The 23,667-nt window shown below is 61.9% G+C and carries 25 protein-coding genes; 13 read left to right on the top strand and 12 right to left on the bottom strand.

The features are described 5' to 3' along the window. Nucleotides 1-32 precede the first annotated feature (32 nt). From cysD to cysN, 3 genes are all read left to right on the top strand, one after another. Nucleotides 33-950, top strand: a complete 918-nt coding sequence (gene cysD / locus V3H56_RS04370) for a sulfate adenylyltransferase subunit CysD (RefSeq protein ID WP_042732314.1) — start codon at nucleotides 33-35, stop codon at nucleotides 948-950. Between the two features lie 104 nt (nucleotides 951-1,054). Next, nucleotides 1,055-1,396, top strand: coding sequence for a four helix bundle protein (locus V3H56_RS04375; RefSeq protein WP_047738283.1), 342 nt, complete (start codon nucleotides 1,055-1,057; stop codon nucleotides 1,394-1,396). A 53-nt stretch (nucleotides 1,397-1,449) separates the two neighbouring features. Beyond that, on the top strand, nucleotides 1,450-3,348 hold the full coding sequence (gene cysN / locus V3H56_RS04380; protein ID WP_042732316.1) for a sulfate adenylyltransferase subunit CysN: 1,899 nt from the start codon (nucleotides 1,450-1,452) through the stop codon (nucleotides 3,346-3,348). 183 nt (nucleotides 3,349-3,531) lie between these two features. Here cysN and V3H56_RS04385 read toward each other — a convergent pair whose 3' ends face one another. The 3 genes from V3H56_RS04385 to V3H56_RS04395 all read right to left on the bottom strand — a co-directional run bounded on the left by V3H56_RS04385 (nucleotide 3,532) and on the right by V3H56_RS04395 (nucleotide 6,940). Continuing rightward, entirely contained in the window at nucleotides 3,532-4,440 is a 909-nt protein-coding gene (locus tag V3H56_RS04385) for an acyltransferase (RefSeq protein ID WP_047738281.1), read from the bottom strand. Beyond that, nucleotides 4,441-6,540, bottom strand: coding sequence for a phosphate acetyltransferase (gene pta, locus V3H56_RS04390; protein ID WP_047738280.1), 2,100 nt, complete (start codon nucleotides 6,538-6,540; stop codon nucleotides 4,441-4,443). It abuts the gene before it with no gap. Between the two features lie 61 nt (nucleotides 6,541-6,601). Further along, a complete protein-coding gene (locus tag V3H56_RS04395) occupies nucleotides 6,602-6,940 on the bottom strand; it encodes a DUF3565 domain-containing protein (RefSeq protein WP_080964411.1) in 339 nt (112 codons plus the stop codon). Here V3H56_RS04395 and V3H56_RS04400 point away from each other — a divergent pair. From V3H56_RS04400 to V3H56_RS04410, 3 genes are all read left to right on the top strand, one after another. Continuing rightward, a complete protein-coding gene (locus tag V3H56_RS04400; protein ID WP_047738276.1) occupies nucleotides 6,909-7,394 on the top strand; it encodes a peptidylprolyl isomerase in 486 nt (161 codons plus the stop codon). The two genes, V3H56_RS04395 and V3H56_RS04400, sit on opposite strands and share 32 nt — an antisense overlap. Nucleotides 7,395-7,509: 115 nt before the next feature. Then, complete coding sequence (locus V3H56_RS04405) at nucleotides 7,510-7,992, top strand: glutathione peroxidase (RefSeq protein ID WP_047738275.1); 483 nt, start codon at nucleotides 7,510-7,512, stop codon at nucleotides 7,990-7,992. A gap of 241 nt (nucleotides 7,993-8,233) precedes the next feature. Continuing rightward, on the top strand, nucleotides 8,234-9,337 hold the full coding sequence (locus V3H56_RS04410) for an NADH:flavin oxidoreductase (protein WP_338474254.1): 1,104 nt from the start codon (nucleotides 8,234-8,236) through the stop codon (nucleotides 9,335-9,337). A gap of 135 nt (nucleotides 9,338-9,472) precedes the next feature. On the opposite strand, the gene V3H56_RS04415 is transcribed toward V3H56_RS04410, so the two are convergent. Both V3H56_RS04415 and cysZ read right to left on the bottom strand, forming a co-directional pair. Beyond that, nucleotides 9,473-10,672 carry a glycosyltransferase family 1 protein gene (locus tag V3H56_RS04415; protein ID WP_047738271.1) on the bottom strand — a complete coding sequence of 400 codons (1,200 nt, stop codon included), beginning with the start codon at nucleotides 10,670-10,672 and terminating at the stop codon, nucleotides 9,473-9,475. 37 nt (nucleotides 10,673-10,709) lie between these two features. Next, on the bottom strand, nucleotides 10,710-11,468 hold the full coding sequence (cysZ, locus tag V3H56_RS04420) for a sulfate transporter CysZ (RefSeq protein ID WP_042729392.1): 759 nt from the start codon (nucleotides 11,466-11,468) through the stop codon (nucleotides 10,710-10,712). Nucleotides 11,469-11,777: 309 nt separating this feature from the next. Between cysZ and trxB the strand changes: the two genes are divergently transcribed. Beyond that, nucleotides 11,778-12,740: a thioredoxin-disulfide reductase gene (trxB, locus tag V3H56_RS04425; protein ID WP_003205459.1), complete on the top strand. Its 963-nt coding sequence runs from the start codon at nucleotides 11,778-11,780 to the stop codon at nucleotides 12,738-12,740. Nucleotides 12,741-12,931: 191 nt separating this feature from the next. Further along, nucleotides 12,932-14,086 carry an integrase core domain-containing protein gene (locus V3H56_RS04430; RefSeq protein WP_234407991.1) on the top strand — a complete coding sequence of 385 codons (1,155 nt, stop codon included), beginning with the start codon at nucleotides 12,932-12,934 and terminating at the stop codon, nucleotides 14,084-14,086. A 117-nt stretch (nucleotides 14,087-14,203) separates the two neighbouring features. Here the strand turns inward: V3H56_RS04430 and V3H56_RS04435 are convergent, their stop codons facing one another. The 5 genes from V3H56_RS04435 to folM form a co-directional block, all read right to left on the bottom strand. Further along, entirely contained in the window at nucleotides 14,204-15,454 is a 1,251-nt protein-coding gene (locus V3H56_RS04435; protein ID WP_047738267.1) for an aspartate aminotransferase family protein, read from the bottom strand. A 204-nt stretch (nucleotides 15,455-15,658) separates the two neighbouring features. Further along, entirely contained in the window at nucleotides 15,659-15,997 is a 339-nt protein-coding gene (locus tag V3H56_RS04440) for a HopJ type III effector protein (protein ID WP_042729390.1), read from the bottom strand. Continuing rightward, nucleotides 15,990-16,286, bottom strand: a complete 297-nt coding sequence (locus V3H56_RS04445) for a DUF1244 domain-containing protein (RefSeq protein WP_047738266.1) — start codon at nucleotides 16,284-16,286, stop codon at nucleotides 15,990-15,992. Before V3H56_RS04445 ends, V3H56_RS04440 begins: the two co-directional genes overlap by 8 nt. Nucleotides 16,287-16,375: 89 nt before the next feature. Further along, entirely contained in the window at nucleotides 16,376-16,756 is a 381-nt protein-coding gene (gene folX, locus V3H56_RS04450; protein WP_042729388.1) for a dihydroneopterin triphosphate 2'-epimerase, read from the bottom strand. A 50-nt stretch (nucleotides 16,757-16,806) separates the two neighbouring features. Next, nucleotides 16,807-17,517, bottom strand: coding sequence for a dihydromonapterin reductase (gene folM / locus V3H56_RS04455; protein ID WP_338474255.1), 711 nt, complete (start codon nucleotides 17,515-17,517; stop codon nucleotides 16,807-16,809). A gap of 190 nt (nucleotides 17,518-17,707) precedes the next feature. Here folM and V3H56_RS04460 point away from each other — a divergent pair, with 190 nt between their 5' ends. Beyond that, nucleotides 17,708-18,667 (top strand): MerR family transcriptional regulator, encoded by a 960-nt coding sequence (locus V3H56_RS04460; protein WP_042729386.1) that lies wholly within the window; start codon nucleotides 17,708-17,710, stop codon nucleotides 18,665-18,667. Here V3H56_RS04460 and V3H56_RS04465 read toward each other — a convergent pair whose 3' ends face one another. Beyond that, nucleotides 18,668-19,273, bottom strand: coding sequence for a hypothetical protein (locus V3H56_RS04465; RefSeq protein WP_042729385.1), 606 nt, complete (start codon nucleotides 19,271-19,273; stop codon nucleotides 18,668-18,670). A gap of 54 nt (nucleotides 19,274-19,327) precedes the next feature. Further along, nucleotides 19,328-19,804, bottom strand: a complete 477-nt coding sequence (locus V3H56_RS04470; protein ID WP_042729384.1) for a PAS domain-containing protein — start codon at nucleotides 19,802-19,804, stop codon at nucleotides 19,328-19,330. 160 nt (nucleotides 19,805-19,964) lie between these two features. Between V3H56_RS04470 and V3H56_RS04475 the strand changes: the two genes are divergently transcribed. The 4 genes from V3H56_RS04475 to V3H56_RS04490 all read left to right on the top strand — a co-directional run bounded on the left by V3H56_RS04475 (nucleotide 19,965) and on the right by V3H56_RS04490 (nucleotide 23,531). Beyond that, nucleotides 19,965-20,420: a flavodoxin gene (locus tag V3H56_RS04475; RefSeq protein ID WP_338474256.1), complete on the top strand. Its 456-nt coding sequence runs from the start codon at nucleotides 19,965-19,967 to the stop codon at nucleotides 20,418-20,420. A 141-nt stretch (nucleotides 20,421-20,561) separates the two neighbouring features. Next, on the top strand, nucleotides 20,562-21,344 hold the full coding sequence (locus tag V3H56_RS04480; protein ID WP_053149179.1) for a class II aldolase/adducin family protein: 783 nt from the start codon (nucleotides 20,562-20,564) through the stop codon (nucleotides 21,342-21,344). Then, complete coding sequence (locus V3H56_RS04485; RefSeq protein WP_338474257.1) at nucleotides 21,344-22,246, top strand: alpha/beta hydrolase; 903 nt, start codon at nucleotides 21,344-21,346, stop codon at nucleotides 22,244-22,246. Before V3H56_RS04480 ends, V3H56_RS04485 begins: the two co-directional genes overlap by 1 nt. A 373-nt stretch (nucleotides 22,247-22,619) precedes the next feature. Further along, nucleotides 22,620-23,531: an SDR family oxidoreductase gene (locus tag V3H56_RS04490; protein ID WP_338474258.1), complete on the top strand. Its 912-nt coding sequence runs from the start codon at nucleotides 22,620-22,622 to the stop codon at nucleotides 23,529-23,531. Nucleotides 23,532-23,667: the final 136 nt, after the last annotated feature.

Below are 23,667 nucleotides of genomic sequence, written 5' to 3' on the forward strand. Positions count from 1 at the left end.
GGCCGTTCATAAGATAGTTTTCGTGAGTAGCCATGGTCGACAAACTGACGCACCTGAAACAGCTGGAGGCGGAAAGCATCCACATCATCCGCGAGGTGGCCGCCGAGTTCGATAACCCGGTGATGCTGTACTCCATCGGCAAAGACTCCGCCGTAATGCTGCACCTGGCACGCAAGGCGTTTTTCCCTGGCAAGCTGCCGTTTCCGGTGATGCACGTCGATACCCGCTGGAAATTCCAGGAGATGTACAAGTTCCGCGATCGCATGGTCGAGGAAATGGGCCTGGACCTGATCACCCATGTGAACCCCGAGGGTGTGGCACAGGGCATCAACCCATTTACCCACGGCAGCGCCAAGCACACCGACATCATGAAGACCCAGGGCCTCAAGCAGGCGCTGGACAAGCATGGTTTCGACGCCGCGTTCGGCGGTGCCCGTCGCGACGAAGAGAAGTCCCGCGCCAAGGAGCGCGTCTACTCGTTCCGTGACAGCAAGCACCGCTGGGACCCGAAAAACCAGCGTCCGGAGCTGTGGAACGTCTACAACGGCAAGGTCAACAAAGGCGAGTCGATCCGCGTGTTCCCGCTGTCGAACTGGACCGAACTGGACATCTGGCAGTACATCTACCTCGAAGGCATCCCGATCGTGCCGCTGTACTTCGCCGCCGAGCGTGAAGTGATCGAGAAGAACGGCACCCTGATCATGATCGACGACGAGCGCATCCTCGAGCACCTTTCCGACGAGGACAAAGCCCGTATCGTCAAGAAGAAAGTGCGTTTCCGTACCCTTGGCTGCTACCCGTTGACGGGCGCGGTGGAGTCCGAGGCCGAAAGCCTGACGGACATCATTCAGGAAATGCTCCTGACGCGAACTTCCGAGCGCCAGGGCCGGGTCATCGACCACGATGGCGCAGGCTCGATGGAAGATAAGAAACGTCAGGGGTACTTTTAAGCTTCGAGTTACAAGCGGCAAGCTGCAAGTTAGAGGCGGTATGCGTAACTTCGCAGCTTGGTGCTTGCAGCCGGTTGTTGCGAGCCGCGATTGGGTGACTCGTAATGGATTTCGAGAAGTTGATTGTCTGGCAGCGAAGCAAATGTTTGGCGGTGGGGATTTATCGAGAGTTTGCGCGATGCGGGGATTTTGGATTCAAGGACCAAATCACCCGTTCTGCACTTTCAGTGCCTTCCAATGTTGCTGAAGGCATGGAGCGTCGGAGTTCCAAGGAAAAGATCCACTTTCTCTGGATGGCGAAGGCTTCTTGTGGAGAGTTGCGCACCCAGATCCTGATAGCCCGAGATATTGCTTACATTGCAGAACCACTGGCTGAAAATTGGATTAAAGAAACCCAAGAGCTCTCTAGGATGCTAGGCGGGTTGATCAATAAAATTTCTGACTAGCTGTACGCCGACAAGCTTGCCGCTTGAAGCTTACAGCTCGGAGCTTGAATGCAATGAGCCATCAATCTGATTTGATCAGCGAGGACATCCTCGCCTACCTGGGCCAGCACGAGCGCAAGGAACTGCTGCGCTTTCTGACCTGCGGCAACGTCGACGACGGCAAGAGCACCCTGATCGGGCGTCTGCTGCACGACTCCAAGATGATCTACGAAGATCACCTGGAAGCCATTACCCGCGATTCGAAGAAAGTCGGCACCACCGGCGACGACATCGACCTGGCGTTGCTGGTCGACGGCTTGCAGGCCGAGCGTGAGCAAGGCATCACCATCGACGTCGCGTACCGTTATTTCTCCACCGCCAAGCGCAAGTTCATCATCGCCGACACCCCCGGCCATGAGCAGTACACCCGCAACATGGCCACCGGTGCGTCCACCTGTGACCTGGCGATCATCCTGGTGGACGCGCGCTACGGCGTGCAGACCCAGACCCGTCGCCACAGCTTCATCGCCTCGTTGCTGGGCATCAAGCATATCGTCGTGGCCATCAACAAGATGGACCTCAAGGACTTCGACCAGGGCGTGTTCGAGTCGATCAAGGCCGACTACCTGCAGTTCGCCGAAGGCTTGAAGATGAAGCCCACGAGCATGCATTTCGTACCGATGTCGGCCCTCAAGGGCGACAACGTGGTGAACAAGTCCGAGCGCTCGCCGTGGTACACCGGCCAGTCGCTGATGGAAATCCTCGAGACCGTGGAAGTGGCGGGCGACCGTAACTTCACCGACCTGCGCTTCCCGGTGCAATACGTCAACCGTCCGAACCTGAACTTCCGCGGTTTCGCCGGCACCCTGGCCAGCGGCATCGTGCACAAGGGCGACGAAGTGGTGGTGTTGCCTTCGGGCAAGAGCAGCCGGGTCAAGTCCATCGTCACCTTCGAAGGTGAGCTGGAGCAGGCCGGTCCTGGCCAGGCGGTGACGCTGACCATGGAAGACGAGATCGACATCTCCCGCGGCGACCTGCTGGTGCATGCCGACAATGTGCCGCCAGTCACCGACAGCTTCGAAGCGATGCTGGTGTGGATGGCTGAAGAACCGATGCTGCCGGGCAAGAAATACGACATCAAGCGGGCCACCAGCTACGTGCCGGGCTCGATTGCCAGCATCGTCAACAAGGTGGACGTGAACACCCTGGAAGAGGGGCCGGCCAGCGCGTTGCAGCTCAACGAAATCGGCAAGGTGAAGATCGCCCTGGATGCACCGATCGCTCTGGACGGCTACGAAAGTAACCGCACCACCGGCGCGTTCATCGTCATCGATCGCCTGACCAACGGCACCGTCGGCGCCGGCATGATCGTGGCCCAGCCATTGGCCCACGGCAGCAGCACCCATCACGGCAAGCTGGCCCACGTGTCGGTGGAAGAGCGCGCCCAGCGTTTCGGCCAGAAGCCGGCCACCGTCCTGTTCAGTGGCCTGTCGGGCGCTGGCAAGAGCACGCTGGCCTATGCCGTGGAGCGCAAGCTGTTCGACTCGGGACGTGCGGTGTTCGTGCTCGACGGCCAGAACCTGCGTCACGACCTGAACAAGGGCCTGCCGCAAGACCGCGCCGGACGCACCGAGAATTGGCGTCGTGCGGCCCACGTCGCCCGTCAGTTCAACGAAGCCGGCCTGTTGACCCTGGCGGCGTTCGTGGCGCCGAGTGCCGAAGGGCGTGAGCAGGCCAAGGACCTGATCGGCAAGGAGCGTCTGCTGACGGTCTACGTCCAGGCCTCGCCGAGCGTGTGTGCCCAGCGTGACCCGCAAGGGCTGTATGCCGCCGCCGGCGACAACATCCCGGGCGAGTCCTTCCCGTATGACGTGCCGCTGGATGCCGACCTGGTGATCGACACCCAGGCACTGACCCTGGAAGAAAGCGTCAAGCAAGTGCTGGACCTGCTGCGCAGTCGCGGCGCGATCTGACACCGCGCTGGCCAACAAAAAGCCCGCCGATGAGCGATCATCGGCGGGCTTTTTTTGTTGTCTGGAGGGGTGCTATCGCGAGCAAGCTCGCTCCCACAGGGGATTGTCAGTGAATATAGAGTCGGCGTTCACACCGATCCCTGTGGGAGCGAGCTTGCTCGCGATGAGGCCAGTGCAGCCACCTCAAGACTTGGCGGAATGTTCCCGATGCATCTGTTCCAGCAACGCGTCCTTATCCTGCCACAGCTGGTTGATCCAGCCCTGGAACTCCAGGCGATACGCGCCGTCCAGGTCGTAGCTCTTGCCGATGAACTGGGGTGGGATCTTCAGTTCCTGGAAGTGCACGACCACCTCGGCAACGTTGCCGCACAGCAGGTCCCAATACCCCGGGCGACCGCCGGGGTAGTGGATGGTCACGTTGATGATCGACTCCAGTTGCTCACCCATGGCATCCAGCACGAACGCGATGCCGCCGGCCTTGGGCTTGAGCAGGTAGCGGAACGGTGACTGCTGCTGGGCATGCTTGCCTTCGGTGAAACGCGTGCCTTCGACAAAATTGAAAATACCCACCGGATTGTCGCGAAACTTCGCGCAGGTCTTGCGGGTGGTTTCCAGGTCCTTGCCTTTCTTTTCCGGGTACTTCTCCAAATAAGCCTTGGAGTAGCGCTTCATGAACGGAAACCCCAGCGCCCACCAGGCCAGACCGATCACTGGCACCCAGATCAGCTCCTGCTTGAGGAAGAACTTCAACGGACGCACACGACGGTTCAGCACGTACTGCAAGACCATGATGTCGACCCAGCTCTGGTGGTTGCTGGTGATCAGGTACGAGTGCTGGTAGTCCAGGCCCTCCAGGCCACTGAGGTGCCAGCGGGTGCGGCGCAGCAGGTTCATCCAGGCCTTGTTGTTGCTGATCCAGGCTTCATGGATATGGCTCATCAACCAGTCGGTGAAGCGCTGGGCGGCGGGGAAGGGCAGCAGCAACTTGAAGATCGCCACGATGAACAGCGGTGTGCAGCAGACAATGGTATTGAGGGCCAGCAGCAGCGAGGCGATGACGCCGCGTACCGGGGCAGGCAGGAAATCCAGCATTTAAATGTCCATGGGTCGGTTGGCGGCTTGGATCGCGGTCAGGGCGATGGTGTACACGATGTCGTCGACCTGGGCGCCGCGCGGCAAGTCGTTCACCGGCTTGCGCAGGCCTTGCAGCATCGGCCCGAGGCTGACGCAGTCGGCGCTGCGTTGTACGGCCTTGTGGGTGGTGTTGCCGGTGTTCAGGTCCGGGAAGATGAACACCGTCGCCCGGCCGGCCACCTGGCTATTGGGCGCCAGTTGCCGCGCCACGGTTTCGTTGGCGGCGGCGTCGTACTGCAGCGGGCCGTCGATCAGCAGGCCATGTTGCGCCTCGTGTGCCAACAGCGTGGCTTCGCGGACTTTCTCGACTTCCTCGCCACTGGCCGATTCGCCGCTGGAGTAACTGAGCATCGCCACCCGTGGCGTGATGCCGAACGCGGCGGCCGAGTCGGCGCTCTGCAGGGCGATCTCCGCCAGTTCCGCGGCACTGGGGTGCGGGTTCATCACGCAGTCGCCATAGACCAGCACTTCCTCGGGAAACAGCATGAAGAACACCGAGGACACCAGGGAGCAACCCGGCGCGGTCTTGATCAATTGCAGCGCCGGGCGGATGGTGTTGGCGGTGGAGTGGATGACGCCGGACACCAGCCCGTCCACTTCATCGAGCGCCAGCATCATGGTGCCGATCACCACGGTGTCTTCCAGTTGCTGCTCGGCCATTGGCGCGTTCAGGCTCTTGCTCTTGCGCAGTCGCACCATGGGCTCGACATAGCGCTCGCGGATCGAGTCCGGGTCGAGAATCTCCAGCCCCGGCGGCAGTTCGATGCCTTGGGCACGGGCCACGGCCTCGACGTCGGCCGGCTTGGCCAGCAGCACGCAGCGGGCGATGCCCCGGGCCTGGCAAATGGCGGCGGCCTGGACGGTCAGCGGCTCGCTGCCTTCGGGCAGGACGATGCGCTTGTTGGCGGCCTGGGCGCGCTGGATCAATTGGTAGCGGAACACGGCAGGCGACAGGCGCATCTCCCGTGGCGTGCCGCAGCGCTGGTGCAGCCAGTTGGCGTCCAGGTGGCTGGCGACGAAGTCGGTGATGATCTCGGCGCGCTCGCGGTCGTCGATCGGGATTTCCTTGTTCAGGCCGTTGAGCAGGTTGGCGGTGTCGTAGGAGCCGGTGCTCACCGACAGCACCGGCAGGCCGGCCTGCAAGGCGCCGCGACACAAGTCCATGATGCGTGGGTCGGGCAGGGTGTCGCTGGTCAGCAACAGGCCGGCCAGCGGCACGCCGTTGATGGCGGCCAGGCTCACCGCCAGGATGATGTCGTCGCGATCGCCGGGGGTGACCACCAGCACGCCGGGCTTGAGCAGTTCCACGGTGTTGCGCATGGTCCGGGCGCAAATGATGATGTTGCTCATGCGCCGGCTTTCGTAGTCGCCGGCATTGAGCACCTGCGCGCCCATCAGGTCGGCCACGTCGCGGGTACGCGGCGCATTGAGTTCCGGACGAAACGGGATGCAGCCCAGCAGGCGGAAATCGCCGCTGCGCAGCAGGGGAGAGTGTTCCTTGAGGCGGGCGGAGAAGGCGTCCATGCTTTCCTCGGTGCGGACCTTGTTCAGGATCACGCCGAGCACTTTCGGGTCTTTCGGCCCGCCGAACAGTTGCGCCTGCAACTCAACCCGGCCGGACAGCTCGGTCAGCACTTCGTTTTCCGGCGCCGAAACCAGGATGACTTCGGCGTCCAGGCTCTTGGCCAGGTGCAGGTTGACCCGGGCGGCGTAGCTGGCGTTGCGGGTCGGGACCATGCCTTCGACCACCAGCACGTCCTTGCCGATGGCGGCCTGCTGGTACAGGGTGATGATTTCTTCCAGCAGCTCATCGAGCTGACCGTCGCCGAGCATGCGTTCGACGTGGGCCAGGCCCAGGGGCTGTGGCGGTTTCAGGCCATGGGTGCGCGCCACCAGTTCGGTCGAGCGCTCCGGCCCGGTGTCGCCGGGGTGCGGCTGGGCGATGGGCTTGAAAAAGCCGACTTTCAACCCGGCCCGTTCGAGGGTACGCACCAGCCCGAGGCTGATGGAGGTCAGACCCACGCCAAAATCGGTGGGTGCGATAAAAAAAGTTTGCATGCGGGTTCTCTAAGGGTGCATGGCAAGGGCGAGGCCTATGTCTGGCCGTCTGCCGTGAAATTCAGTCGCCAAGGTTATCGCTAACGGGGGCCTGCGCGCACCAGCCGCAATCAAAGGGCTGGCCTATTTTTTCAATACGTTGCGCCGGGTCCAGGACCCAGGCCCGGGATTGCCAGGGCGGCTGGTGGCGCAGATGCTGGGTATGCCCGCAGGACAGCTCGGCCACCCAGTGCCCGTCCTCGTCCTGGTGGAAACCGCTGACCGTCGGTCTGGCCGCGCAGGTCCGTTTGTCCGGGTTCCGTTCGCTTTCGGGCAAATCCTTGTTTAGACTTGTCCGTTCTTCATTCTTATGCAAAAGGTCTCGCCCCATGCTGATCGCCGCCAATAAGGCTGTCTCCATCGACTATACCCTGACCAACGACGCTGGTGAGGTCATCGACAGCTCTGCCGGCGGCGCACCGCTGGTCTACCTGCACGGTGCAGGCAACATCATCCAGGGCCTGGAAAAAGCCCTGGAAGGTAAAACCACCGGTGACGAGCTGAACGTGACCGTCGAGCCGGAAGATGCCTATGGCGAGTACTCCGCCGAACTGGTCAGCACCCTGAGCCGCAGCATGTTCGAAGGCGTCGACGAGCTGGAAGTGGGCATGCAGTTCCACGCATCGGCCCCCGATGGCCAGATGCAGATCGTCACCATTCGCGATCTGGAAGGCGACGACGTGACTGTCGACGGCAACCACCCGCTGGCCGGCCAGCGCCTGAACTTCAAGGTCAAGGTCGTCGACATCCGTGACGCCAGCCAGGAAGAAGTGGCCCATGGTCACGTCCATGGCGAAGGTGGTCATCACCACTGATTTTCTGCGCTACGCTCAGAGAATTGAAAAGGCGCCGTGAGGCGCCTTTTTTGGTCGGTTGCTGTTAGCATCGACCGTGGCTGTTTCGAAAAGACCTGCAAACCTGGAGTTCGTCATGAGTGCTTTCCACGACCTTAAACTGAAAGCTCTGGATGGTCAGGAGCTTCCTCTGGCGCCGTTCAAGGGGCAAGTCGTGCTGGTGGTCAACGTCGCCTCCAAATGTGGCCTGACGCCTCAGTACGCCGCGTTGGAAAACCTCCACCAGCAATTCAAGGACCGGGGCTTCAGCGTACTGGGGCTGCCCTGCAACCAGTTCGCCGGGCAAGAACCCGGGACCGAGCAGGAGATCCAGGACTTCTGCAGCCTTAACTATGGCGTCACATTCCCGTTGTCCAGCAAGCTGGAAGTGAACGGTCATGACCGCCATCAGTTGTATCGCCTGCTGGCGGGCGAGGGTGCCGAGTTTCCCGGCGACATCACCTGGAACTTCGAGAAATTCCTGCTGGGCAAGGACGGCCGCGTGCTGGCCCGCTTCTCGCCGCGCACGGCGCCGGATGACCCCGCGGTGATCCAGGCCATCGAAAAAGCATTGGGTTGAAGCCCGGCCCGTGTGGCGAGGGAGCTTGCTCCCGCTCGGTTGCGCGGCAACCGCCAAAAAAGGGGCTGCTACGCAGCCCGGCGGGAGCAAGCCCCCTCGCCACGGGGTTCATGATTGAGCAAACCTCAGTGCTCCCTTCTGATCCTTAATCACTCCAATCAATAGTGCTACCCAGCCAGCGCCACGCTGCATATTATCCCCGTCATATTGACCTGCGACCTTGTCCCCGTGGAGTGCCCCCATGCCTGTAAAAGCCCTGTTCAAACCTTTCCACCTCGGCGCATTGGAGCTGCCGACCCGGGTCGTGATGGCGCCGATGACCCGTTCCTTCTCGCCGGGCGGGGTGCCGAATGCCAAGGTGGTCGAGTACTACCGCCGCCGCGCAGCCGCCGGCGTCGGCCTGATCATCACCGAGGGCACCACGGTCGGGCACAAGGCTTCCAACGGTTATCCCCACGTGCCGCATTTCTACGGTGACGCCGCGCTGGCCGGTTGGAAGCAGGTGGTCGACGCGGTACATGCCGAAGGAGGCAAGATCGTTCCGCAACTGTGGCATGTGGGCAGTGTGCGCCGCATCGGGACCGAGCCGGATGCCAGCGTGCCGGGCTACGGGCCGACCGAAAAACTCAAGGACGGCCAGGTGGTGGTCCATGGCATGACCCAGGCGGACATCGACGAAGTCATTGCCGCATTCGCTCAGGCCGCGAAGGATGCCCAGGCCATCGGCATGGACGGTGTGGAGATCCACGGAGCCCATGGCTACCTGGTGGACCAGTTCTTCTGGGAGGGCAGCAACCAGCGTACCGACGGTTACGGTGGCAGCCTGGCCAACCGTTCGCGCTTCGCGATCGAGCTGATCCGTGCCGTGCGCGCGGCGGTGGGCGAGGGCTTCCCGATCATCTTCCGTTTTTCCCAATGGAAACAGCAGGACTACACCGCCCGCCTGGTGCAGACGCCGCAGGCGTTGGGCGAATTCCTCAAGCCGTTGTCCGACGCCGGCGTGGACATTTTCCACTGCTCGACGCGGCGTTTCTGGGAACCGGAATTCGAAGGCTCCGAGCTGAACCTGGCCGGCTGGACCCGCAAGCTCACCGGCAAGCCGACCATTACCGTGGGCAGCGTCGGCCTGGATGGCGAGTTCCTGCAGTTCATGGTCAACACCGACAAGGTCGCCCAGCCCGCCAGCCTGGAGAAGTTGCTGGAGCGCCTGAACAACGATGAGTTCGACCTGGTGGCGGTGGGGCGTGCGCTGCTGGTGGATCCGGACTGGGCGCAAAAAGTTCGCGACGGCCGCGAGCAGGAGATCCTGCCGTTCAGCCGCGAGGCGTTGATGACCTTGGTTTAAGGACTGACTGAACTGACGCTATCGCGAGCAAGCTCGCTCCCACACTGATCTCTGGCGGACACCTACCTTGTCCGCGACCAGGATCCCTTGTGGGAGCGAGCTCGCTCGCGATGGCGATCTGCACGGCACCTGGGACTAACGCATTGTCGAGGCGGCAGGTATCGCCTGCTCAGTCATGCAAGCCCCGCGCAACTGCGCCTCGAACTGCTCGATCACGGCCGTCCAACCCTGGCGGCTGGCATGCTGGCGGGCATTGAGCCTCACACAGCGCAAGTTCTCGCGACCCTCCAGCAGCCAACAGGCGGCCTCGCAGAACGCCTCTTCATCCCCTGGCATCGCCAGCACGCCGTTATAGCCGTGACGAATGTGCTGGGCCGCCGCGGCCTGGTCATAGGCCACCACGCCCAACCCGGACGCCAGCGCTTCGAGCACCACGTTGCCGAAGGTTTCGGTCAGGCTCGGGAAGACAAACAGGTCTCCCGAGGCATAGTGGCTGGCCAGCGTTTCGCCACGTTGCGAACCGCAGAAAATCGCCTCGGGCAGTGCCTGTTCCAGTTCGGCGCGTTGCGGGCCATCGCCGATCACCACCAGCTTCATCCGCCGCTCCGGGAATGTACTGCGCAGCCTGTCGAAACTGCGCTTGAGCAAGCCGAGGTTCTTCTCCGGCGCCAGGCGTCCGACATGAATCACTGCCATGTCGTCATCGCCCAGGCCCCAGGCCTCGCGCAGGCTGGCCGAGCGCTTTATCGGGTGAAACAGCTGGCTGTCCACACCCCGCGACAACAATGCCACGCGTTCGAAGTGCCGCCGTTCCAGCTCCAGGCGCTGGCTGAGGCTGGGGACGAGGGTCAGGTGGGAGCGGTTATGAAACCAGCGCAGGTAATGCGTGAGTACGCGGCTCAACAGCCCGAGCCCGTATTGCTGGGTGTACTGCTGGAAATTGGTGTGGAAACCACTGACCACCGCGATCCCCAAGCGCCGTGCCGCCCGCAACGCGGCTAGCCCAAGCGGGCCTTCGGTGGCGATGTACAGCACGTCGGGACGGTGACGTTTCCAGCGCCGCAGCAGCTTGTGCATCGACGCCTGGCCCCACTGCAGGCCCGGATAACCCGGCAACGGCCAGCCCCGGCACAACAGCAATTGCTCGTCACTGGCCTGGCGCTGGTCGTCGCCCTGGCGGGGACGGATCAGCTCGACCCGGTGCCCTCGGGCGCACAAACCGTCGTACAGACGGCCCAGGGTATTGGCCACACCATTGATTTCCGGCGGGAAGGTTTCAGTGATGAGGGTGATGTGCAGGTGTATGGTCATGACCCCAGTGTCGACCGGGGCCATGTCGTCATTGTGACGTCAGGATGATGGATTTGTGACCTTAAGGGACCTGCCGCGCCAACGCGGTTTCGGCCCCTTGCTCGCGCACCCAGAACAAGGTCGCCCCGGCCACGGCCGCCGGCATCATCAGGATGTTGACCACGGGGATCAGCAGCGCCAGGTACACGCTGCCGCCAAAGCCGAGGCTCTGCCAGCGCTTCTGCCGCAGCCAGGCGAGCATTTCGTTCCAGCCCAGCTTGTGGTTGTCCGCCGGGTAGTCGATGTACTGGATCGCCATCATCCACACCCCGAACAGCAGCCACAGCGGGGCGGCTACCAGGTTGACCACCGGAATGAACGACAGCACGAACAGCCCCAGGGCGCGGGGCAGGAAATAGCCGAGCTTGCGCGCCTCCCGGGCGAAGGTGCGAGGAACCATTGCGATCAGCTCACCCCAGCTGAATGCCGGGAAGTCATCGGTGCCACGGATGACCACCTCGACCTTTTCCGCGAGAAAACCGTTGAACGGCGCGGCGATGATGTTGGCGAGCAGGGTGAAGGTGAAGAACACCATCAGCACCACCAGTACCACGAACAACGGCCAGAGAATGTAGCTGAGGAAGCCCAGCCACTCCGGCAGCGAGGGCATCAGGGTGTCGACCCACAGGCTGAACTGGTGGCCGGCCAGGTAGATCAGCCCGACGAACAGCACCAGGTTGATGGCCAACGGCAACAGGACGAACAGGCGCAGGCCCGGGCTCAAGACCAGCTTGAGGCCTTCTTGCAGGTATTGCGGGCCGGACAGGACAGGGGCGGGCATGAGGAGCTCCGAACGAAGTTGATCGCGCCGACCTTACCGACTTTGTCTGGCGCGCGAAAGCGGCGACATGGCGTGTAACAACGTTTCAGGCCACAACCGCTGCTATTGGAGCGACCATTGCGAATAGAGCTCACCTATGAGCTGGATTGTTAAACCGTATTTCCTTAATCTTCGCTCCCTCGATACGCTGCACCCATTCTTTTTCAGGACCGTCGAACCCAGCCTTCCCCAAGTGCGTCAACGGTCTTTTTTATTCACGCCGCTCACCCGGCGTTCCGGGCCGCAGGGTCCGGTCAACAGGAGCAGGTCATGTCTGAAGTCCGTCATTCGCGAGTGATTATTCTCGGTTCCGGCCCTGCCGGTTACAGCGCTGCTGTCTATGCCGCCCGTGCCAACCTCAAGCCGCTGCTGATCACCGGCATGCAGGCCGGCGGTCAATTGACCACCACCACCGAAGTCGACAACTGGCCGGGCGATGTCCACGGCCTGACCGGCCCGGCCCTGATGGAGCGCATGAAAGAACACGCCGAGCGCTTCGAAACCGAGATCGTTTTCGATCACATCAACGCCGTGGACTTTGCCGCCAAGCCCTACACCCTGACCGGTGACAGCGCGACCTACACGTGCGATGCCCTGATCATCGCCACCGGTGCCAGCGCTCGCTACCTGGGCCTGCCGTCGGAAGAAGCCTTCATGGGCAAGGGTGTTTCCGCCTGCGCCACCTGCGACGGTTTCTTCTATCGCAACAAACCCGTGGCAGTGGTCGGCGGCGGCAACACCGCTGTCGAGGAAGCCTTGTACCTGGCCAACATCGCCAGCACGGTCACCCTGATCCACCGTCGTGAAACCTTCCGCGCCGAGAAGATCCTGATCGACAAGCTCAACGCCCGCGTTGCCGAAGGCAAGATCATCCTCAAGCTCAACGCGACCCTGGACGAAGTGCTGGGCGACAACATGGGCGTGACCGGCGCGCGCCTGAAGAACAACGATGGCAGTTTCGACGAGATCAAGGTCGACGGCGTGTTCATCGCCATCGGCCACACGCCGAACACTTCGCTGTTCGAAGGCCAGCTGGAGCTCAAGGACGGCTACCTGGTCGTCAAGGGCGGCCGTGACGGCAATGCCACCGCCACCAGCGTCGAAGGCATCTTCGCGGCCGGCGACGTGGCCGACCACGTCTACCGCCAGGCCATCACCTCGGCCGGTGCCGGCTGCATGGCGGCCCTGGACACCGAGCGTTACCTGGACGGCCTGCAGAACGCTTCGTTCTGATTCATCGGGCACAAAAAAACCGGCTTCGGCCGGTTTTTTCATGTGAGTGACATTCCTCAACCCCTGTGGGAGCGGGCTTGCTCGGGTAGAAACCGGGGACATCCTTTACGTTTTAAACCGGAGACATCGTTTACAGGTGCATAAATACGGTCAGGAGGTGCCTGACCATGCCCTGGAATCGAGAGTCCCCGATGGATCAACGAATCAAACTCATAGGCGACTGGCTGCAAGGCAGCTACTCCAAGAGCGAGCTGGCCCGTCACTACGGGCTCAGCCGACCCACTTTGGACAAATGGCTTGCACGCTACGAGGCGCACGGCATTGATGGGCTAAAGGAGCTGTCACGGCGCCCACATACGAGCCCTTTCAAAATCAGCGACGAGGTGCTTGAGCTGCTAATCGCGTACAAGCGCGAGCATCACAGCTGGGGGCCTGAGAAGTTGGTGCATAACCTTAAGATCGACCATCCAAACCTGTCTTGGCCCACTGTCAGCACGGCAGGCGAGTGGCTTAAGCGAGCAGGTCTGGTGCAAAAGCGCCGTTTCCTCAATCGACCGCCAGCAGGAAAAAATCCGCTGCGTGACGCCACTGGGCCTAATCAGACATGGGCCGCAGACTTCAAAGGTGACTTCGCGCTTCAGAACGGCCAACGTTGTTACCCTCTGACCATTACCGATCACGTCAGCCGATTTCTATTGCTGTGCAGAGCACAAGGCAGCGTTGCCGGTGCCCGCGAAGGATTTGACTGGGCGTTTCGGGAGTACGGTTTACCTGACGTAATCCGTACAGATAATGGCTCTCCTTTTGCCTCTACCGGCATTTCACGCATATCCAGTCTGGCCGCGTGGTGGATACGTTTAGGGATTCATCCGGAGCGAATCCAGCCGGGGCGGCCTGACCAGAATGGCCGTCACGAACGCATGCATCGAACACTCAAGGCTGCTTTGCTTCATGCACCTGAACGTAACCTGGTGGAGCAACAGCTGGCATTCGAACAGTTTCGACAGGAATTCAATTACGTGCGACCTCACAAGGCCCTAGAGATGAAAGTTCCTGCGGACCTCTATGAGCCATCAAAGCGGCAGTACGATGGGCGCGTGCCTGAGGCGGATTACGCGGCGGACATGACGATCCGTATGGTTAGGCAGAACGGGTCGATGAAATGGAAAGGCAAGATGATTTTCGTCAGCGAATCTCTGGCCGGTGAGGCGCTAGGACTCAAAGAAGTGGACGATGATGTGTGGGATATTTACCTCTGCAGCTACCTTTTAGGTAGGCTGAAAAGCGGCGAAAGCCGCCTTTCAAGCCAACAGAAACGTAAACGATGTCCCCGGTTTCAATTGTAAAGGATGTGTCCGTTTCTACACCGCGAATGCGGTATGTCAGTCAAACCTATGCTGGCTGACCCACCGCATTCGCGAGCAAGCCCGCTCCCACAAGTTATCCATGGCTTGTAGATCGTATCAGGACAACTTCGCCAGGCACGCTTCGAGAATATCCAGGCCTTCCTCCAACACTGCCGGCTCGGTCGTCAACGGTGCCAACAGGCGGATGATGTGTCGCGACTTGCCACTGGGCATCAACAGCAGGCCCGCTTCCCGTGCCAGGGCCAGCAACTGGGTCAGTTGTGTCGGTGCCGGCGTGCCGTCGGCGTGGGCCAGTTCGAGGCCGCGCATCGCGCCGACGCCGGTCAGGCGGCCCAGGTACGGCGCCAGTTTACGATGACGCCAGGCTTCGTAGCGGCTGACAATCGCAGCTTCCTGTCGCGTGCCCCAGGTGTGCAGGTGGGTGTCGGTCATCTCGTCCAGGGTTGCCAATGCGGCGGCGCAGGCGATGGGGTTGCCTGAATAGGTTCCGCCCAGCCCACCCTTGGGCAGGTTGTCGAGCAACGCCTTGCGTCCCACCACCGCGCCCAGTGGCACGCCGCCGGCGATGCTCTTGCCCAGCAGGATCAGGTCCGGCTCGATGCCCAGGCGCGAAAATGCGAAGCGCTGGCCGGTGCGACCGAAGCCGGACTGGATCTCATCGACGATCAGCACGATTCCCTGCTTATCGCAGAACTGCCGCAGGGCCTGGGCAAAGGGCACATCCAAGGCCAGGAAACCGGCTTCGCCCTGCACCGGTTCGATGATGAAACAGGCCACGTCGTTCACGTCGATCTCGACGCTGAACAGCCGCTCCATGGCCTTGAGCGCCTCGGCGCACGTGATGCCGTTGTCCTGGCTCGGATACGGCAGGTGATAGACCGGCCCGGGCAGCACGCCGACCTTCTGTTTGTACGGCGCGACCTTGCCGTTGAGGTTGAGCGTGGCCAGGGTGCGGCCATGGAACGCGCCGTCAAACGCCACGACAGCGGTGCGGCCGGTGGCGCCGCGCACGATCTTCAAGGCGTTCTCCGCCGCTTCGGCACCGCTGTTGGTGAGCATGCCACTGATCGGGTAGTCCACCGGTATGAACGCGCTCAGGCGTTCCATCAGTTCAATGTAGGGCACATGCGGTGCAGCGTTGAATGCGTAGTGGGTCAGCCGGGTCGCCTGTGTGCGAATCGCCTCGACGATGCGTGGATGGCAATGGCCGAGGTTCAACACGCCGATGCCGCCGACGAAATCGATGTAGCGCTTGCCATCGGTGTCCCAGACCTCGGCGTTCCTGCCGTGGCTGAGGCTGATGGGGTGCACGATGGAAATCGATTGGCTGATGGTTTCGCTGCTCATGAATGACCGCTCGCAAGGGAAGATGGCGTGCGCTATTCAAGCGGTGAGCGAAGGGCGTGGGCAAACGAAATAAAGTTGCCGGGTCAATCTTAAAAGTCGGGATGTGGAACAGGCGCACTGTGTGCGTGACGACGAACCTTTCGTGGCGAGGGAGCAAACTTCCTCGCCACGAAAGCGGATTTCGACATGGCGGCGGTTTTTGGATCAGCGACGCTGCAGCGGCTGCGCCTCGAACTTCACGCCGGCCAACCCATGCGCCATCAGCGCACGGATATTGCCGTGATCGCTGCCTTCGGGCGTGGCCAGCACCGAACGGTAATGCTCGCCAAATGCCAGCAGCGCTTCTTCGTCGCTCAAGCCTTCGAGCAAGGCCAGGCCCAGGGTCTTGCAGGAACCTTCGTTCTGCCCCGCGGCGTTGGTCACGCCACCATTGGTGAAAGCCTGGGGTTGGTAGTCATAGCCGGCGGCGATGAAGGCCAGGGTGTCGGCGAACAGGTGTTCACCGCTTTTGAGACGGGTGCGCAGGGTGTCGAGATCAGGCATCGGGTTTTCCTTTGGCGAACGCCGCTTGCTGTTCGGCGCTGGCTTCTTTCTGGTATTGGGCTTTCCACTCGGCGTACGGCATGCCGTAGACCACTTCGCGGGCTTCGTCGAGGCTGACCTCGATCTGGCGTTCATCGGCGGCGGCCTTGTACCACTTGGACAGGCAGTTGCGGCAGAAGCCGGACAGGTTCATCAGGTCGATGTTCTGCACATCCTTGCGGCTGTCCAGGTGGGCAACCAGCCGGCGGAAAGCGGCGGCTTCGAGTTCGAGGCGTTGTTGCTCGTTCATGGTGGTCTCTGCAAGACAGCTTCAAGGGCTAGCTTCAAGCTGCACGTTGGGGATCAGGCCTGAAGCTTACAGCTTGAAGCCGGCAGCGGCTATTGGGTCGCCCGGCTGGCCGCCAGGGTGATCGACACCGACTCGGCAAAGCGCAAGGCATGGGGCTTGTCGACCTCGACTTCGGCGTACAGCACCGACTCGTTGGCCATGATCAGGTCCAAAAGCTCCTGGGTCAGGCGTTCGAGCAGGGCGAAGCGATTGCCCTCCACGTGGGCGATCACCGCCTTGGTGATGGTGCGGTAGTTCAAGGCGTGGTCGATGTCATTGTCGCGCACCGCCTCCTGGGCGGCGTAGAGGATGGTCAGGTTGATCAACACATCCTGTTTGTTGAGGATCTCGTCCTCGTTGATGCCGATGAAGGTGCGCAGGCGCAGGTCCTTGACCTTGATGCGTGCCATGGCGGGCTGAAGTTGTGACATTTACGGGCTCCGTCGAATCAATTGCAGAAACTCATGAAGGCAACGCCGGGCTACTTGACGTGCCGCCCGCCGTTGACGGACAGCGTCGTGCCGGTGACATAAGGGTTGTCCAGCAGGTAGCGCAGGCTCTGGTAGATCACCTCGCTGCCGGGCTCGATACCCAGTGCGGACTTGGCCAGGGCCTTGGCCCGGTAGGCCGCGTCGTCTTCGGGATTGAACATTAGCAGGGCCGGGGCGATGCCGTTGACCTTGATGGCCGGTGCGTATTTTGCCGCGAATGACAAGGTCAGGCTTTCGAGGCCGGCCTTGGTGGCGCAGTAGGCGATGTGTCGGGTGCTGCCCTTGCGCGTCACGTCATCGCTGATGTGCACGATGTCGGCCGGGTTCGAACGCTGCAGCAAGCCGGCGCAGTGCAGGTTGATCAGGTACGGCGCCAGCATGTGCACGCCGAACATGGCGCCGAATGCCTGCGCTTCGTTGCCGGGGTCTTCGGCCAGCCAGGCCGACGCGTTGTGCACGATGGCCCGCAGGCGATCAGTGTGCTGCCGAAGCCGCTCGATAAAGGCCAGGATCCCGGCTTCGCTGGAGAAATCGGCAAACAGCACGGTGGCTCCAAGGTCCCGCAGTACCTGTACGCCCGGGCGTTCGGTGCGATAGGTCGCGATCACCGGCTGGCCGTCTTCCAGGCAGCGGCGGGCACAATGCAGGCCGACGCGTTGGGCGGCGCCGGTGATCAGGATCGGAGCGGGGGCGCTGGGCATAAGGGGCTCGGTTCGCGACTGGAGTAAAAACTATAACAGCGACAGGGGGCGTCTCCTACGTGGGCCGGTGATATTCCAGATCGCGCACAAAACAACAAAACCGCGCAGCGGCGACGTTTTGTTCTTGTCATGACATCTGCCGGAAGGAGTAGACTGGGATCCAATTCGCCAGCCGGATGGGTCTGCCAACATGAGCGTAATCACTGAGGACAATTTCATCTTCAAGGCGCCAGGGGCCTGGGCGCGCGAAGACTTGTTCCCCATCCGTGAAGTCGCGCGCCTGACCGGTGTGAACCCTGTGACGCTGCGCGCCTGGGAGCGTCGCTACGGCCTGATCCAGCCCACTCGCACCGACAGCGGACACCGCCTGTATTCGTTGGGCGACATTGAAAAGGTACGCAGCATCCTGGCCTGGATCGAGCGTGGCGTGGCGGTCAGCAAGGTGGGCAAGATCCTGGCGAAGACCGAGTCGGTGCAGTCGGTCTGCGCGTTGATTCCCTCGGACCTGGTCAGGGCCGACTACGCCCAATGGCAGCAGCAGGTGGCGGATGCGGTGGGTCAGTTCGACGACGTGGAACTGGACCGCATCTATGGCCAGATCTTTTCCACCTACGCGGTGCCCGTCGTCTTCCAGGACATCCTGATGCCGCTCTGGCGGCAGTTGCTGCAACGCCAGCAAGTGTTCGGGCAAACCAGCGAATGGGTGTTCTTCGACGGTTTCCTGCGTTCACGCATCATCCAGCGGTTGCTGCTCAAGCGCGAAGGCGTGTCGCGACGGGTGCTGGTCTGCGCCATCGCCGGCCAGTGTCGCGAGCTGGAGCTGCTGGTCACGGCGCTGTTCCTGTCCAAGGCGGATGTGGGGGTCAGGGTGCTGGCGACCGGTTTGCCTTTCGATGAGCTGACCCTGGTGTGCCAGAAGATCCAGCCGCTCGCGCTGGTGGTGGTGTCCCATCATGCGCCGGCCCCCGAATTGCCCAAGCGCCTGGGCAAGTTGGCCATGAGCCTGGATTGCCCGTTGTTGCTGGCCGGCGATGCGTCTGACCTGGCGCAGGACGCCCTGGCCGGTTCGTCGATCGGCTGCCTGGGTAACGAAGGGACCGTGATGCGCCAGCGCCTGCGTCAATTTCTGGCAGGCAACCTGGACACCTGATCAGAGATGCATCGTCGGATGGGTCAGGCGATGTTGCTGCAGGATGTACTGGCGCAGGCGTTCGGTCTCGTCCTGGTCATCCTGGCTCAGATGGTAGGCGTACAAGCCCTGGGCGGTTTCCCGTTCGAAGGTGCCGCGCAATGAAATCCGTTCATAGCCCGAGGGGCTGAACCACAAGGCGAATTGCTTGAGTGGCTTGGTACGACTGCGGCTTTCCACCAGGACGCCCTTGCACGAGACCTCGTGCACCCAGAGCGAGCCCGGCTGGCCCTTGATGTTTTCCAGTGCCACGGGCTCTTCGAGGGTCAGGCGCCAGGGACGTACCTTCGGGCCGTCTTCGTAGATGCTCGGCACGCCCAGGCGCAGGTGCATGGCATGGAATTCGTCTTCCACCAGGTGCAAGGGGAACGTCATCTGCTGGTTTTCGAAGTTGGCTTGTAGCGTCACCTGCTCGTTCGCCGCCAGGCGCGTCAGCAGGTCACGGATCTGCGAGCCACCGTTTACCAGCAAGCTCGACGTGACATCCCGCTCATTGAGTTGCGGGTTGTGCTGCATGGTCCGGATGAAATCCAGTTCATCCTGCGTCAGGAGGGCATCGCGCGGCATGATGGGCTCGAAGAGGTGATGTGCATTTTCACTGGTGATTGTAGTGACTGACCGTTAATTCGCTATTTTGTTTGCGCCGTTCGTCGCTTCGAGCCGGGCAATCGTTTCCCGCGCTTCGGCCAGTTCCTTTTCCAACTGGGCCGTGCGCTGTTGAGCCTTGACCTGGGCCGTGACGTCCTTTTGCACGCCGACGAAGTACGTACGCCCATCGGCTTCGTTTCTGACCGTGGAGAGCGACAACTCATTCCAGAACGGCGTGCCGTCCTTGCGGTAGTTACGCAGCACCTCACGGCAGGCACCGCCTTGTTCCAAGGTCTGGCGAATGTGCTTCAGGGCGGGCTGGTCGCGATCACCCGACTGGAGGAAACGACAATCCTGATAGAGGATTTCCTCGCGGCTGTAGCCGGTCAGGCGTTCGAAGGCCGGGTTCACATAGATCAGGATATTGTCCTCGTCACCTTCTTTTTCGGCGATGACAATCCCGTCGTTGGTCGCGTTGATGACCAGTTGCATCAAATGAGCGTTGATCATGGCGCAGCTCCCGTTGAAACGTCCTTGTTTAGAGCCAGCATTCTAGAAGAATTCAACAGGCTGTCTACTGGCCATCAGCTCCCATTGAGAGCCATTCGCAGCTTGGCGGGTGCAGCTGTTACTATCCCCGGCTCTTTTATTCAGGTTCAGGATCAGATTGATGAAAGTCGCCATCCTTTCCGGCTCGGTCTATGGCACCGCCGAAGAAGTCGCCCGGCACGCCGCCAAACTGCTCGAAGCGGCGGGTTTCGAGGCGTGGCACAACCCGCGCGCCACCCTGGCGGATATCCAGGCGTTCGCTCCGCAGGCGATGCTGGCGGTGACTTCGACGACGGGCATGGGGGAGTTGCCGGACAACCTGATGCCGTTGTATTCGACCCTGCGCGACCAGTTGCCGGCATTCCTTCGTGGGTTGCCTGGGGGTGTGATCGGCTTGGGCGATGCCAGCTACGGGGACACCTTCTGCGCTGGTGGTGAGCAGATGAGCGAGTTGTTCGCCGAACTGGGCGTGCGAGAGGTGCTGCCCATGCTGCGCCTGGACGCCAGCGAGAGCGTCACGCCTGAAAGCGACGCCGAGCCTTGGCTACAGGCCTTGATCGAAGCCTTGCGTGCTTGATGCACTCGCAATGACTCGCTCGGCCAGTAAGCTGGCTGCCAATGCAACTAGCGGCCCGGGGAGAGCTGGCTAGACTCATTTTTCTTGCGTGAAGTTTGAAAAACGCGATTCATATAATAAGAAAACAAAGGGGTCAGAGCCGTGAGCGTAGCGCCCATCCAAACGACACTCGGTATCAAGGAACAGGTCAGTGCGGCTGAATGGCAAACCCGGGTGGACCTGGCCGCCTGTTACCGCCTGGTTGCGATGCATGGCTGGGATGACCTGATCTTCACCCACATTTCTGCGAAGGTCCCCGGCACCGAGGATTTCCTGATCAACCCGTACGGGCTGATGTTCCACGAGATCACCGCCTCCAGTCTGGTCAAGGTCGACCAGGCCGGCAACAAGCTGATGGACAGCCCCTACGACATCAACCCGGCCGGCTACACCATCCACAGCGCCGTGCATGAGGTGCGCCACGACGTGACGTGCGTGCTGCACACCCACACCGCCGCCGGCGTGGCGGTGTCGGCGCAGAAGCAAGGGGTGCTGCCGATCAGCCAGCAGTCGTTGTTCGTGCTGTCGAGCCTGGCTTATCACGCCTACGAAGGCGTGGCCTTGAACCACGAAGAGAAGGCGCGCCTGCAGGCGGACCTGGGTGACAGCAACTTCCTGATGCTGCACAACCATGGCTTGCTGACCTGTGGCGCCAGCATCGCCGATACGTTCCTGATGATGTTCATTTTCCAGCGCGCCTGTGACATTCAGGTCCTGGCGCAGAACGGTGGCGCCGAGCTGATCGGCATCGAACCGCAGATCCTGGCCGGCGCCCGGGCGATGATCGCCGGGGTGACCAGAAGTGCCCAAGGCATGGGCGGCGCGCTGGCCTGGCCGGCGTTGTTGCGCAAGCTCGACCAACAGGACAGCGGGTATAAAAGCTGATGCCCCTGGCCCAGATTCCCTTGCGTATCTGGCGCCAGCGCAGCCAGATCTTCCTGTTCCGCGGCCATGCCATCCGTTACTGGGTGGCGGGGCAGGGCGAGCCGCTGCTGCTGATCCACGGCTTTCCTACTGCCAGTTGGGACTGGCATTACCTGTGGCAGCCGTTGGCGCAGCGCTACCGGGTGATCGCCTGCGACATGCTCGGTTTCGGCGACTCCGCCAAGCCGGCGGACCACACCTACAGCCTGCTGGAGCAGGCCGATCTGCAACAGGCCTTGCTGGCGTACCTGAACGTGCGGCAAGGGGTGCATGTGCTGGCCCACGACTACGGTGACAGCGTGGCCCAGGAGCTCATCGCCCGGCACTACGAAGCGCGCCTCAACGTTGCCAGTTGCGTCTTTCTCAATGGCGGCCTGTTCCCCGAAACCCACCGGCCGGTGCTGGCCCAGAAACTGTTGCTCAGCCCGCTGGGCTGGCTGCTGGGGCGGGCGTTTTCGCGGCAAAGCCTGGTCAAGAGCTTCCGGCAGATCTTCGGCCCCCGCACCGGCCCCACCGAAAGCGTGCTGGATGATTTCTGGAGCCTGATAGAAGCGCATCACGGGCCGCGGATCATGCACAAGCTCATCGCCTACATTCCCGAGCGGCGGGTACAGCGTGATCGCTGGGTGCAGGCGATGCAGCGTGACGACGTGCCCTTGCGGGTGATCGACGGGGCGCTCGATCCGATTTCCGGCGAGCACATGGTGGCGCGCTACGAATCGCTGATCCCCAATCCGGATACGGTGCTGCTGTCCGAGATCGGCCACTACCCCCACACCGAGGCCCCGGTGCAGGTGCTCAAGCATTACCTGGCGTTTCGCGAAAACATCGCGCCACGGTGCAGAAAGGTGGCCTACTCCTGACACAACCCTGTGTGGGGGGGCCTGGATGTGCTGCCCGACTCAATCCCTTGTGGGAGCGGGCTTGCCCGCGAAAGCGGCGTGTCAGGCAGCGCATTTCTGACTGAAGGACCGCCTTCGCGAGCAAGCCCGCTCCCACAATGTTTCTGGGTGTTCCCGGATGTGATGCCCGGCTCGATTTCCTGTGGGAGCGGGCTTGCCCGCGAAAGCGGCACCGCGGTCTCACTTCTGGATGAACAGAGTGATCTCACCTCTGGCATCGCATCATCCCCCCACCTTATTGCCCACTATTCACTCCCAGCCCATTTCATTGTGACCGGCCGACGAGTGCCGGACACTCGGCCTCAATGTCCTATTGGCCTGCTGGAGTTCTGCCATGAATGAGTCTGTGCGCTTCGAAGATAAAGTCCTGATCGTCACCGGGGCCGGCGGTGGCCTGGGGCGGGCCCATGCCCTGCTGTTCGCCAGGCACGGCGCGAAGGTACTGGTCAACGACTTGGGCGGTTCGGCCCAGGGGGAAGGGGCCAATGCCTCGGCGGCAGACCGGGTGGTGGCTGAAATCCGCGCGGCGGGCGGCATTGCCGAGGCCAACCACGATTCGGTCACCGATGGCGACAAGCTCGTGCAGAATGCCCTCGACGTGTTCGGCCGGGTCGACGTGGTGGTCAACAACGCCGGGATCCTGCGGGACAAGACTTTCCACAAGATGGACGACGCCGACTGGGACCTGGTCTACCGCGTCCATGTCGAAGGGGCCTACAAGGTGACCCGCGCCGCCTGGCCGCACCTGCGTGAGCAGAATTATGGACGGGTGATTTTCACCGCTTCGACCTCGGGTATCTACGGCAACTTCGGCCAATCCAACTACGGCATGGCCAAGCTCGGGCTGTATGGGCTGACGCGTACCCTGGCCATCGAGGGGCGCAAGAACAACATCCTGGTCAATGCCATTGCCCCCACCGGCGGCACCCGCATGACCGAGGGCCTGATTCCGCCGCAGGTGTTCGAGCAACTCAAGCCTGAACTCGTCAGCCCGCTGGTGGTGTACCTGGCCAGTGAAGCCTGCCAGGAAACCAGCGGCCTGTTCGAAGTGGGCGGCGGCTGGATGGGCAAGGTGCGTTGGGAACGCAGCCTGGGTGCAGGCTTCGACCCGCGCACAGGTTTTTCACCCGAAGACGTCGCTGCCCATTGGCAGCAGATCTGCGACTTCGAGGATGCGGTGCACCCCAATGACAACCTGGAAGCCTTGAAGGAGATGATGGCGAACCTGCAACGCTACGCCGTTTAACCCCGCGTCCTCGACCCGTGGCAACCCGTCTCGGGTAATCCGTGGCGAGCCTCTCGCCATCCTCTGTGCGCTTCCCATAAAAAAGGCCGCTGCAAAAAGCAGCGGCCTAAGCGTGACGTTGCAAAGGAGCTACAAA

Origin of the sequence: Pseudomonas sp. MS646 (genome assembly GCF_036693845.1) — a bacterium.
GTDB classification, from domain to species: Bacteria; Pseudomonadota; Gammaproteobacteria; order Pseudomonadales; family Pseudomonadaceae; genus Aquipseudomonas; species Aquipseudomonas chlororaphis_E.

What these genes read in the sequence shown, in the direction of transcription:
- cysD (WP_042732314.1), top strand. Translation starts at nt 33, where the DNA reads ATGGTCGACAAACTGACGCACCTGAAACAGCTGGAGGCGGAAAGCATC.
- V3H56_RS04375 (WP_047738283.1), top strand. Translation starts at nt 1,055, where the DNA reads ATGGATTTCGAGAAGTTGATTGTCTGGCAGCGAAGCAAATGTTTGGCG.
- cysN (WP_042732316.1), top strand. Translation starts at nt 1,450, where the DNA reads ATGAGCCATCAATCTGATTTGATCAGCGAGGACATCCTCGCCTACCTG.
- V3H56_RS04385 (WP_047738281.1), bottom strand. Translation starts at nt 4,440, where the DNA reads ATGCTGGATTTCCTGCCTGCCCCGGTACGCGGCGTCATCGCCTCGCTG.
- pta (WP_047738280.1), bottom strand. Translation starts at nt 6,540, where the DNA reads ATGCAAACTTTTTTTATCGCACCCACCGATTTTGGCGTGGGTCTGACC.
- V3H56_RS04400 (WP_047738276.1), top strand. Translation starts at nt 6,909, where the DNA reads ATGCTGATCGCCGCCAATAAGGCTGTCTCCATCGACTATACCCTGACC.
- V3H56_RS04395 (WP_080964411.1), bottom strand. Translation starts at nt 6,940, where the DNA reads ATGGAGACAGCCTTATTGGCGGCGATCAGCATGGGGCGAGACCTTTTG.
- V3H56_RS04405 (WP_047738275.1), top strand. Translation starts at nt 7,510, where the DNA reads ATGAGTGCTTTCCACGACCTTAAACTGAAAGCTCTGGATGGTCAGGAG.
- V3H56_RS04410 (WP_338474254.1), top strand. Translation starts at nt 8,234, where the DNA reads ATGCCTGTAAAAGCCCTGTTCAAACCTTTCCACCTCGGCGCATTGGAG.
- V3H56_RS04415 (WP_047738271.1), bottom strand. Translation starts at nt 10,672, where the DNA reads ATGGCCCCGGTCGACACTGGGGTCATGACCATACACCTGCACATCACC.
- cysZ (WP_042729392.1), bottom strand. Translation starts at nt 11,468, where the DNA reads ATGCCCGCCCCTGTCCTGTCCGGCCCGCAATACCTGCAAGAAGGCCTC.
- trxB (WP_003205459.1), top strand. Translation starts at nt 11,778, where the DNA reads ATGTCTGAAGTCCGTCATTCGCGAGTGATTATTCTCGGTTCCGGCCCT.
- V3H56_RS04430 (WP_234407991.1), top strand. Translation starts at nt 12,932, where the DNA reads ATGGATCAACGAATCAAACTCATAGGCGACTGGCTGCAAGGCAGCTAC.
- V3H56_RS04435 (WP_047738267.1), bottom strand. Translation starts at nt 15,454, where the DNA reads ATGAGCAGCGAAACCATCAGCCAATCGATTTCCATCGTGCACCCCATC.
- V3H56_RS04440 (WP_042729390.1), bottom strand. Translation starts at nt 15,997, where the DNA reads ATGCCTGATCTCGACACCCTGCGCACCCGTCTCAAAAGCGGTGAACAC.
- V3H56_RS04445 (WP_047738266.1), bottom strand. Translation starts at nt 16,286, where the DNA reads ATGAACGAGCAACAACGCCTCGAACTCGAAGCCGCCGCTTTCCGCCGG.
- folX (WP_042729388.1), bottom strand. Translation starts at nt 16,756, where the DNA reads ATGTCACAACTTCAGCCCGCCATGGCACGCATCAAGGTCAAGGACCTG.
- folM (WP_338474255.1), bottom strand. Translation starts at nt 17,517, where the DNA reads ATGCCCAGCGCCCCCGCTCCGATCCTGATCACCGGCGCCGCCCAACGC.
- V3H56_RS04460 (WP_042729386.1), top strand. Translation starts at nt 17,708, where the DNA reads ATGAGCGTAATCACTGAGGACAATTTCATCTTCAAGGCGCCAGGGGCC.
- V3H56_RS04465 (WP_042729385.1), bottom strand. Translation starts at nt 19,273, where the DNA reads ATGCCGCGCGATGCCCTCCTGACGCAGGATGAACTGGATTTCATCCGG.
- V3H56_RS04470 (WP_042729384.1), bottom strand. Translation starts at nt 19,804, where the DNA reads ATGATCAACGCTCATTTGATGCAACTGGTCATCAACGCGACCAACGAC.
- V3H56_RS04475 (WP_338474256.1), top strand. Translation starts at nt 19,965, where the DNA reads ATGAAAGTCGCCATCCTTTCCGGCTCGGTCTATGGCACCGCCGAAGAA.
- V3H56_RS04485 (WP_338474257.1), top strand. Translation starts at nt 21,344, where the DNA reads ATGCCCCTGGCCCAGATTCCCTTGCGTATCTGGCGCCAGCGCAGCCAG.
- V3H56_RS04490 (WP_338474258.1), top strand. Translation starts at nt 22,620, where the DNA reads ATGAATGAGTCTGTGCGCTTCGAAGATAAAGTCCTGATCGTCACCGGG.